At 66.6% G+C, this 9,142-nt stretch carries 10 protein-coding genes and 1 riboswitch; of the genes, 7 read left to right on the forward strand and 3 right to left on the reverse strand.

What is annotated here, in order from left to right:
* Positions 1–636, forward strand: coding sequence for a uracil phosphoribosyltransferase (gene upp, locus ACZYZ5_RS12850; RefSeq protein ID WP_463902124.1), 636 nt, complete (start codon positions 1–3; stop codon positions 634–636).
* A gap of 117 nt (positions 637–753) precedes the next feature.
* Positions 754–1,131 (forward strand): glyoxalase superfamily protein, encoded by a 378-nt coding sequence (locus ACZYZ5_RS12855; RefSeq protein ID WP_463902125.1) that lies wholly within the window; start codon positions 754–756, stop codon positions 1,129–1,131.
* 24 nt (positions 1,132–1,155) lie between these two features.
* Here the strand turns inward: ACZYZ5_RS12855 and ACZYZ5_RS12860 are convergent, their stop codons facing one another.
* The 3 genes from ACZYZ5_RS12860 to ACZYZ5_RS12870 form a co-directional block, all read right to left on the reverse strand.
* A complete protein-coding gene (locus ACZYZ5_RS12860) occupies positions 1,156–1,920 on the reverse strand; it encodes an aggregation-promoting factor C-terminal-like domain-containing protein (RefSeq protein WP_463902126.1) in 765 nt (254 codons plus the stop codon).
* Between the two features lies 1 nt (position 1,921).
* Positions 1,922–2,078: riboswitch (cyclic di-AMP (ydaO/yuaA leader) on the reverse strand.
* A gap of 154 nt (positions 2,079–2,232) precedes the next feature.
* The gene (locus ACZYZ5_RS12865; protein WP_463902127.1) at positions 2,233–3,831 is read right to left on the reverse strand and encodes a sensor histidine kinase; all 1,599 of its coding nucleotides are present in this window, start codon (positions 3,829–3,831) and stop codon (positions 2,233–2,235) included.
* Positions 3,832–3,834: 3 nt separating this feature from the next.
* Positions 3,835–4,575, reverse strand: coding sequence for a response regulator transcription factor (locus tag ACZYZ5_RS12870; protein ID WP_463902128.1), 741 nt, complete (start codon positions 4,573–4,575; stop codon positions 3,835–3,837).
* 627 nt (positions 4,576–5,202) lie between these two features.
* Here ACZYZ5_RS12870 and ACZYZ5_RS12875 point away from each other — a divergent pair.
* From ACZYZ5_RS12875 to ACZYZ5_RS12895, 5 genes are all read left to right on the forward strand, one after another.
* The gene (locus ACZYZ5_RS12875) at positions 5,203–6,066 is read left to right on the forward strand and encodes a winged helix-turn-helix domain-containing protein (protein WP_463902129.1); all 864 of its coding nucleotides are present in this window, start codon (positions 5,203–5,205) and stop codon (positions 6,064–6,066) included.
* 349 nt (positions 6,067–6,415) lie between these two features.
* On the forward strand, positions 6,416–6,619 hold the full coding sequence (locus tag ACZYZ5_RS12880; RefSeq protein ID WP_463902131.1) for a dodecin family protein: 204 nt from the start codon (positions 6,416–6,418) through the stop codon (positions 6,617–6,619).
* 55 nt (positions 6,620–6,674) lie between these two features.
* On the forward strand, positions 6,675–7,202 hold the full coding sequence (locus tag ACZYZ5_RS12885; protein WP_282377941.1) for a SixA phosphatase family protein: 528 nt from the start codon (positions 6,675–6,677) through the stop codon (positions 7,200–7,202).
* A gap of 90 nt (positions 7,203–7,292) precedes the next feature.
* Complete coding sequence (locus ACZYZ5_RS12890; protein WP_463902132.1) at positions 7,293–7,859, forward strand: hypothetical protein; 567 nt, start codon at positions 7,293–7,295, stop codon at positions 7,857–7,859.
* A gap of 73 nt (positions 7,860–7,932) precedes the next feature.
* Positions 7,933–8,982: an EamA family transporter gene (locus ACZYZ5_RS12895; RefSeq protein WP_463902134.1), complete on the forward strand. Its 1,050-nt coding sequence runs from the start codon at positions 7,933–7,935 to the stop codon at positions 8,980–8,982.
* The last annotated feature ends 160 nt before the right edge of the window (positions 8,983–9,142 follow it).

Consider the following 9,142-nt stretch of genomic DNA (forward strand, 5'->3'; position numbering starts at 1 on the left):
ATGCGCACTCTCGTTGTGGACCACCCGCTGGTCGCCCATAAGCTCACCGTTCTGCGGGACAAGAACACCCCGTCCCCGGTCTTCCGCCAGCTCACCGAGGAACTCGTCACGCTCCTGGCGTACGAGGCCACCCGCGAGGTCCGCACCGAACCGGTGACCATCGAGACCCCGGTCAGCACCACCATCGGCACCGCCTTCACCAAGCCCACCCCACTGGTCGTCCCCATCCTCCGTGCCGGGCTCGGCATGCTTGAGGGTATGACCAAGCTGGTTCCCACGGCGGAGGTCGGATTCCTGGGCATGGCCCGCGATGAAGAGACCCTGGACATCATTACCTACGCGGAGCGTCTGCCCGAGGACCTCACCGACCGTCAGATCTTCGTCCTGGATCCCATGCTCGCGACCGGCGGCACGCTGCGCGAGGCCATCAAGTTCCTGTTCAAGCGCGGCGCTTCCGACATCACCTGCATCTGCCTGCTGGCCGCTCCGGAAGGCCTCGCGAAGCTCGAAGAAGAGCTCGCCGATGCCAACGTGACGATTGTGCTGGCCTCGATCGACGAGAAGCTCAACGAGAAGTCCTACATCGTGCCGGGCCTGGGCGACGCGGGAGACCGTCTCTACGGCGTGGCCGGCTGAGCCAGCCGCGCGGGGCCGGACTTGGCTCCGCGGCCGGTTCAACCGGCCCCCGAGCCAGGCTCCCCGCAAGGGAGCCTGGTCTACCGGAATGTACCGCCCGGTACTAGCCTGAGCCCCATGGACTGGAAACTAGAGCTTGTTTTTGTGCCCGTGGCTGATGTGGACCGCGCGAAGGATTTCTACGTCAACAAGGTGGGCTTCAATGCCGACTTCGACGAGCGGCCCATGGACGGCATCCGATTCGTCCAGCTGACCCCGCCGGGTTCCGGCTGCTCGATCGCCATCGGCGAGGGCCTCTCGGACGCCCCGCCGGGCACCGCCCCCAGCCTGCAGCTCGTGGTCAGCGACATCCAGGCTGCCCACCGGCAACTCAAGGACCGCGGCGTGGACGTCAGCGACGTCGACGTGCAGGACTGGGGGCATTTCGTCTACTTTGCCGACCCCGACGGCAACAAATGGGCGGTGCAGTACATCCCCAACCGTCCTAACGGCTAGGCAGGCGGCCTGGCTGTCAGGTGTTTAGTACCAGTTCTTGGCGTAGTGGAAGTTCAGGGCGCCACACGGTGAGCCGTAACGATCCTGGATGTACTCCAGTCCCCAATTGATCTGGGTCCGGTAGTTTGTCCGGTAGTCGGCGCCCGCGCTGGCCATCTTCTCGGCCGGCAGGGACTGGACCACGCCGTAGGCGCCGCTGCTCGGGTTCGTGGCTGTCGTTTCCCAGTCCGATTCCTTGGTCCAAAGCTTCATCAGACAGGGCATCTGGCTCGGGGCCCAGCCATAGGAGCCCAGCTGGCCGGCCGCGTACGCCTGGGCACCGGCAGGATCATCGATGGCAACGGGGGCCGGCGCCGGCGCCGGGGCGGGAGCCGGGGCAGGCTCTGGTGCCGGGGCGGGAGCGGGGGCCGGGGCCGGTGCTTCGGCAGGCGCCACCGCGGCCGGCTGGGCAGGGGCATCGCCGCTGCGGGTGACGGCCTGGTTCTCGACGCGGACACGTTCAAAATCAAGGTGCGTCAGCGGATCCGCGGTGGCGGCTGCCTGCTTGGAACTGCCCGCATCGGCATTGCGGGCCGCCGTCTCGGAGGCCTGGCCGGCCGCGCCGGCCCCCACGATTACCGCGCAGGCGGCAACAACAACGGCCGCCCGGCGGCCGGTCGAGCCGGCGTGGTGGGCCAGCCGGGCCAGGGCTGATGCGGGCTTGGTCGATTCGCCGCGGTGGCGTGACAGCTCGGAGTTAGTGGAGTTTGCGGCGCCGTCAGGGCGCGTTTGTGGCTTGGATTCAGTCATGAATGCCTCTCAACGCCTGCGGAGTTAGCTGTCGGGTTCGGATGAGGTCACCCGGCCGCACGGAATCTCACGTGTCGGCTTCACCCCAAGGGCGCAATGTGCAGAAATGCCCGGGAACTCTGGGTTCCCCGCCTCTGCCTGTCCAGCGGAATCCGGGAGGCGGCAGAGCTTGGCGTACATCCGGATATACGGCCTTATTGGTGGCCGCACCCTAAAAACCGTACAGGAGTTGGATGGCTAAGTCACATTTAGGTAACGGAAATCCCGACGGCGGCGGGGCGGCTTGCTCCCTGACCAGCGACGATGGCTGGTTCAGGCTGCGGGAAAAGCCTCCGGCAGCCGAACGGTGAACTCGGTGCGGCCGGGCATCGAGGTCACACTGACGGTCCCGCCATGGGCCTCGACAATCGACTGCACGATCGACAGTCCCAGCCCGCTGGTTCCCTCGGCGGAAGCGCTCGTCGCGGGGGCAGTGGTAGTGGCGGCAAGTCCGGCGGCTGCCTCGGGCGACCTCGGCGGGTGCAGCGGACGCCGTGGAAGGGACCCCCTGCCGGTTGCCGGCGTCGCGAGCGCTACCGGGTTCTTGCGGGAAGCGTCCGCGCGCGTAAAGCGGGCGAAGACGCGGTCCACGAACTCGGGGGCAATTCCGGGGCCGTCGTCCGTCACGGTCACCACGGCATATCCGTCCGCGGACCGGTTCACACCGGTCACCACCGTCGTGCCGGGGCCGGTGTGTTTGCGCGCGTTGGAGAGCAGGTTGGCCAGCACCTGGTGCAGTTGGGTCGCGTCACCGCAGACCACCACGGGCTCTTCCGGTAGCTCCAGGTGCCAGACCCGGTCCGGGGCCATGACCTTCTCGTCGCTGACCGTCTCGATGGCCAACTGGGTGAGATCCACCTCGCTGAGCTTGAGCGGCTGGCCCTCATCCAGCCGGGCAAGCAGGAGCAGGTCCTCCACTAAAGTGGTCATGCGTTCGGACTGGCTCTGCACCCGGGCCAGGGACTTCTGGCCGTCAGGGGTGAACTGTTCGGTCATGCGCATTAGTTCGGTGTAGCCGCGGATGGCGGTCAGGGGCGTGCGCAGCTCATGCGAGGCATCCGCGACGAACTGGCGGACCTTCATCTCGCTCGTCTGCCGGGCTTCCAGTGCATTGGAGACGTTGTCCAGCATCATGTTCAGGGCGTGGCCAACACTGCCCACTTCGGTGCCCGGATGCGCTGCGGACGCCGGCACGCGCACCGCAAGTCCCACTTCTCCGGCGTCGAGCGGCAGCCGGGAGACCTGCGTCGCGACCTCGGAGAGCTGATCGAGCGGTTTCATGGTCCGGCGGATCAGCGCCGTCCCGGCCAGTCCGATGATCAGGAGTCCGCCCGTGGACACGAGCACCATGGTCCAGACCATGGTGGCCAGCGTGTTCTGCTTCTCTGCGAGCGGCAGGCCGGTCACGATCACGTCGCCGCCCGGGGTCTCGGCGGCCACCAGGCGGTAGGCCCCGGCGGACAGGGTCCGGTCCACCGGCTCGCTCCACGGAGTGAGTTGCAGGAGCTCCTGGTCGTCTTCGTCGGTGAGGGACTCCCGGGTGGCATCCTCGGCGAGGAAACCGGCGCTGCGGACCGAATTGTCATCGATTCGAGCATTCAGGGTGCCAATGGCCTGTCCCCGCGCCTCAAGGGGATCGGAACGGCCGGAGCGGCCAAAGTCGCGGGCACGGAGCGCTGCCTGATCCAGCTGGGTGTCGAGCTGTTTGGTCAGGAAGAAGTCCATCGAGGCGTAGCTGACAATGCCGACGGCCCCGCAAATCGCAACCAGCAGGGCCATGGCGACGAGGACAAGCCGGGTGCGCAGGTGCCAGGTGGACGGGTTGCGCCAGTTGAGCCCGGAGGACCGGATCTCGGCGGGGCGTTCCGGCACCGATCAGTCCGCCGGTTTCAGGACATAGCCGGCGCCGCGCACCGTGTGGATCATGGGCGGGTGGCTGGCGTCGACCTTCTTCCGGAGATACGAAATGTAGAGTTCCACGATGTTGGCCTGCCCGCCGAAGTCGTAGTCCCAGACCCGGTCCAGGATCTGGGCCTTGCTGACGACCCGTTTCGGGTTCTCCATGAGGTAGCGCAGCAGCTCGAACTGGGTGGCCGTGAGGTGCAGTTCCTCGCCCGCGCGCCGGACCTCCCTGGTGTCGATGTTCAGGACAAGGTCCCCGACGACGAGTTCGGCGGTATCCATCGCAGCCACCCCGGACCGCTGGACCAGCCGGTGCAGCCGCAGCAGCACCTCCTCCATGCTGAACGGCTTGGTCACGTAGTCATCCCCGCCCGCTGCCAGCCCGGTAATGCGGTCTTGGACGGCGTCCTTTGCGGTCAGGAACAAGGCGGGGACCTCCGGCGCGAAGGCGCGGATCCTGCCCAGCAGTTCAACGCCGTCGAATCCGGGAAGCATCACGTCGAGCACTAGCACGTCGGGGCGGAAATCTTTGGCAAGCTTCACCGCTTGGGGGCCGTCGGCGGCGACGGCAACGGACCATCCCGCCATGCGTAGCCCCATGCTCATGAGCTCGGAGAGGCTGGGTTCGTCGTCCACGACCAGGGCGCGGATGGGGGAGCCATCCGGATGGGTGAGCTGGGGGAGATTATTGGTCATGGAGTGCGAAGTGGCCATGGGACAACTCTCCGATCTGCCGGTTAGGTGCGGCTTTGGGGATCCTGTGTGGCGCCTGTGAATCCCACCCTAGCGAGCTGGGCATCCCGGGGACTGCCGGCTGACCCCGCATTTTTTTCTCGCCCCGGGGTGACCACTCTGTGGAACTCTGGACTTCTAATGCTAAGTAGGCGAAGGGTTTTGCCACTTTGGCTTACGGTGAAGGATTGCGGCCAAGCTGCGGGATAGCGCGAATTAAGTTCGGGGATAAGGCCTATGTGGGCATCCATTGAGCAAAACACTTGTTATTTTATTGACTGCGAAGAATTGTGATCTGCACTACATTTCCGCGTTCTGTCTCAGATCGTGGACTTTCGCATCCATTGTTACTTGCAAGTTTTCATTGTTACGTTGCACACTTCAATTGTGAACAAGAACTCAACAGCACCTGCAGCCGCAGTTTTTTGGATCAGCGCACCCGCTGGTACCGAGAAGCACTGTTGTCGAATGCACGCCTAACTTTTACATCCCTAAGGTTTCTAGGCATTCGCCCCAGCCCAGTGTCGGGCGTCCCTCCCCAGTTTTCATTGCGGGGAAAAGTAGCATTCGAGCCGCGATGACGGCCATTCACATTGAGGTAAGCAATCCATGTCAGTTGCATCCGGATACGTCCACATCTCCGTCCGTAACGCCAGCAAAGCCGGCCAAGCCTCCGGTATCCGCCAGGGCTTCGGCGGCCGGGCATCCTTCGCCCCCGCCGGATCCGGCAACAGCTTTCCCGCCCCGGGCTATGCCCCGCAGGGCTATAACCCCAACTCCTACGGACAGCTCCGCGCCGTTCAGCCGGAGCCGGCCACGGCCCCGACTCCCGTGATTGCTCCTGGTGACGGCAGCCCCGTCCGTCCCGTCCCGAACGACAACGTCGCCCGCGGTTTCGTCCTCTACATGGGGATCGACGAGGAAACCGCCGCGGCCGCCGGGACGTCCATTGCCAAGCTGGCCCAGGAAATCCGAGCCTACGCCCAGACGCTGGTCTCCGGCGCCGAAAGCTACGCTGCCGTCGCCGTCGCCCCCGCCAGCGCGCCGGGCTCCGCGCTCGACGTCGTCCGTTCCACCTTCGGTGACCCCACGGTCGGCGCCCGCCAGCGGTCCGAGACCGCCCGCCTGCAGCAGCCGCAGGACCCGCGCCCTTCCGGCGTCCTGATTGACCTTGCCCGCCGTGAGGTAGCGCTCGACGGCGAATCCCTGAACCTCACGTTCAAGGAGTTCGAACTCCTCAACTACCTCGTCGAGAACGGCACCCGCACCGTGGGCCGCGACGAGCTGCTCGAGGGCCTGTGGCGCAATGCCGAAGAGGTGCCCAATGAGCGGACCATCGACGTGCACATCCGCCGTCTGCGCTCCAAGCTCGGCCGTCTTGCCAACACCGTGCGTACGGTCCGCGGCCAGGGCTACCGCTTCTACGAGCACCCCGAGGTTGTTGTCTGGGCCGCTCCGGAATACTCGATCTAGTTTCTAGGTCACCAAAGCGCCCGTCCCTGAACTGGGGCGGGCGCTTTGCTGTCTCCGGAAGCTTCACGCGCAGAGGCCGGCATTTTGCCGTGCCGGCCTCACCCACGCGCGGCAGCGGCATTTTGCCGTGCCTTAGACACCTCCTTCGTTCCTCAGTCGGCGATGCGGCACTACGCAAAACGCGGCTGCCGCGCTTCCGTCGCCTGGCGTAATTCCCCGACTGCCCCAATGCGGAAACGCGGTCCTCCCGTTCCGCACGTCGCGGCTCTTGGGTGGCTGTTGGACCCTGTTGTGTCTCCTCCCTTCGGCGTAGTCTCGGACCCGTTGGACCGACTATTGGGAGGAAGACATGTCTGTTGCACGGATTACTACCCTGAGCGCGAACTCCAAGACCTCGTTTGATGCTGCCATCAAGGAGGGCATCGACCGGTCGAACAAGACCCTGCGCAATGTCACCGGGGCGTGGGTGAAGGAACAGAAGGTTGAAATCAGTGACGGCGCCGTCGTGTCCTGGCACGTGGTGCTGGAAGTGACCTTTGTCCTTGACGACTGAGCGGCCGCTGGTGGGATGCGTGCCCGGGGATCAGCCGCCGCACTAGGATTGACCCATGAGCGCGCATCACATCAAACGGCTGGTGATCATGCGGCATGCCAAGTCGGATTGGCCCGGCGGCGTCGCGGACCACGACCGGCCGCTCGAAGAGCGCGGCCACCGCGATGCCCCGCAGGCCGGAAAATGGCTGTTGAAGCATGGCGTGGTCCCCGATTTCATCCTCTGCTCCAGCGCCCTGCGCACCCGTCAGACGTGCACCTGGGTGTGCAGCGAACTCGGCGACAAGGCTCCGACGCCGAAACTCGAGGACGGGCTCTACGCCGCCTCCGCGAAGCGGATGCTGACCGTCATCAACCACGTCCCGGACACCGTGACCACCCTCATGGTGATCTCGCACATGCCCGGGGTGCAGGACCTGGCCATGCACCTTGCCTCCCGCGATTCCAACCACGACGCCTACATGGACGCCGCCACGCGGTGGCCCACGAGCGCGCTGACCGTCATGGAGACCGAGAAGTCCTGGGACGAACTCGACGGCCAGGACGCGAGGCTCACGCACTTCAAGGTTCCCCGGGCCAAATAGCGCCGGGCCCGGTGGCGCCCTGCCCGATTCGCGGATGCATGGTCATGCAGGCGATTCTGCGGTTTACTGATGCTGTTTACTCGTGGACTTATGGCGATCGAGAGAAAAGGCGGAATCATCGTGGACTCAGGAATGCTTATTTGGCTCATCATCGGCGTCGTTGTGGTGATCGCGATCGTCGCTGTGGTCACCATGGCCGGCCGCAAGCGCAAGGCGGAAGCGAATCGCAACAAGGCGGTCGAAATGCGTGAACAGGCCAAGAGTGAGGAGATCGGCGCCAGGGAGCGCGAGGCGCAGGCTGCGCGCGCCGACGCCGACGCGAAACAGGCAGAGGTCGAAGCCGAGCGCCTGAGGGAGGAAGCCCGCGGACGGCAGCAGGAAGCCGAGCAGGTCCGCGCCCGCACGGAGGAGCAGTTGCGGAAGGCGGACGAACTGGATCCCGATGTCACCACCAGCAAACGCGATGCTCGGGGCGGGGACCAGGTATCCCGCGAAGATGCAGGCCTTGAAGAGTTGCGCCGCGACCGCAGCGACAGGAATCCCGCGCCGGCCGGGCAGACCCCCAACCCGGACGGCAGCAGCGCCACGACTGAACGGGCCCCCAATGAGCAGGCCGGGACCGATAAGCCCCGAGGCGACAGTCCCCGCAACCTCTGACCATTCTCACGCCCTTAATCTTCTGCACCCCCATTCAGCGGCGGAGGAGGACTGGAACCGGCATAGTGGCAGGGTGAACCCTCGTCATTCCGCCCTGGCCCTGCTCGTCGCCGTCCTGTGGGGCGTCAACTTCGTTGCAATCGATCTGGGCCTGCACCCGGACGGAGCGGAGATGCCGCCGCTGCTGTTCGTGGCCATGAGGTTCACCCTGGTGGTCCTTCCCTGCATCTTCTTCATCCGCAAGCCCGAGGTGAGCTGGAAGGCGATCATCGGCGTCGGGCTGTTCATGAGCGCCGGGCAGTTCGGCCTCCTGTACCTGGCCATGGCACTGGGCATGCCCGCGGGCCTGGCGTCGCTGGTCCTGCAGGCGCAGGTGCTGCTGACCGTGCTTTTGGCCGCCGGCTTCCTCGGCGAGCGGCCGAGCCGGCGGCAGTTCGCCGGTGTGGTGCTGGGCGTGGCCGGACTCGGCGTCGTGGCTGTAGGCCGCAGCCTGGTCGCCCCGGTGTTTCCGCTGATGATCGTGCTCGCCGCGGCGCTGTCCTGGGCCGCCGGAAATATCGTGGCCCGGCAGGCGAAGGCGGCGTCCGGGCTCGGCCTCGTGGTGTGGTCAGGGGCCTTGGTGCCGCTGCCCCTGCTGGGCCTGTCCCTGCTGGTGGACGGGCCGGGGGCCGTGTCGCAGGCCCTGCTGGAAGTCCAGCCCGTCACCCTGCTGAGCGCGCTCTACACCGCCGTCTTCGGTTCCCTGGTGGGCTACGGCATCTGGAACAGGCTGCTGGGGCTGTACCCGTCCTCTGCGGTGGTGCCGTTCACCCTGCTGGTTCCGGTGGTCGGGATGACGACGGCGTGGCTCGTCCTGGGCGAGGTGCCGACCCCCGCCGAGGTGACCGGCGGGCTCCTGCTGCTCGCCGGCGTGGCGACAGCGGTGCTGCGCCCCTGGCACTTCCGACGGCGGGAGTCCCGCCCGCGCGCTCAGCGGCGGGGCGAGGTCCGCGCCGGGGGCCGCCCGGAGGATGTGGCAGGGGCCTTGGCAGGAGACTGTGCCGCGCCGGTCCCCCCGGCGGAGGACGCCGGCCGCTTGAGGCCGGAGGATGCCGCCCGCGGGGCGGGAACCCGGGCCGACTGAGTCTTGGCGGTCGGAGCCTTCGTTGCGGCCGCGGACCTGGACGCCGGACGCGGGGTGGCGGTCCGGGGTGGTACGGTCCCTGACGGTGCGCGGCGGGCGGCTGCCGGCCGGGATGCCGGACCACGCGCGCCCGACGCCGGCCGCCGCCGCGGGGAATGGC

It is taken from the genome of Pseudarthrobacter ribosi, assembly GCF_055412865.1.

What these genes read in the sequence shown, in the direction of transcription:
- upp (WP_463902124.1), top strand. Translation starts at nt 1, where the DNA reads ATGCGCACTCTCGTTGTGGACCACCCGCTGGTCGCCCATAAGCTCACC.
- ACZYZ5_RS12870 (WP_463902128.1), bottom strand. Translation starts at nt 4,575, where the DNA reads ATGGCCACTTCGCACTCCATGACCAATAATCTCCCCCAGCTCACCCAT.
- ACZYZ5_RS12885 (WP_282377941.1), top strand. Translation starts at nt 6,675, where the DNA reads ATGAGCGCGCATCACATCAAACGGCTGGTGATCATGCGGCATGCCAAG.
- ACZYZ5_RS12880 (WP_463902131.1), top strand. Translation starts at nt 6,416, where the DNA reads ATGTCTGTTGCACGGATTACTACCCTGAGCGCGAACTCCAAGACCTCG.
- ACZYZ5_RS12875 (WP_463902129.1), top strand. Translation starts at nt 5,203, where the DNA reads ATGTCAGTTGCATCCGGATACGTCCACATCTCCGTCCGTAACGCCAGC.
- ACZYZ5_RS12860 (WP_463902126.1), bottom strand. Translation starts at nt 1,920, where the DNA reads ATGACTGAATCCAAGCCACAAACGCGCCCTGACGGCGCCGCAAACTCC.
- ACZYZ5_RS12890 (WP_463902132.1), top strand. Translation starts at nt 7,293, where the DNA reads ATGGCGATCGAGAGAAAAGGCGGAATCATCGTGGACTCAGGAATGCTT.
- ACZYZ5_RS12855 (WP_463902125.1), top strand. Translation starts at nt 754, where the DNA reads ATGGACTGGAAACTAGAGCTTGTTTTTGTGCCCGTGGCTGATGTGGAC.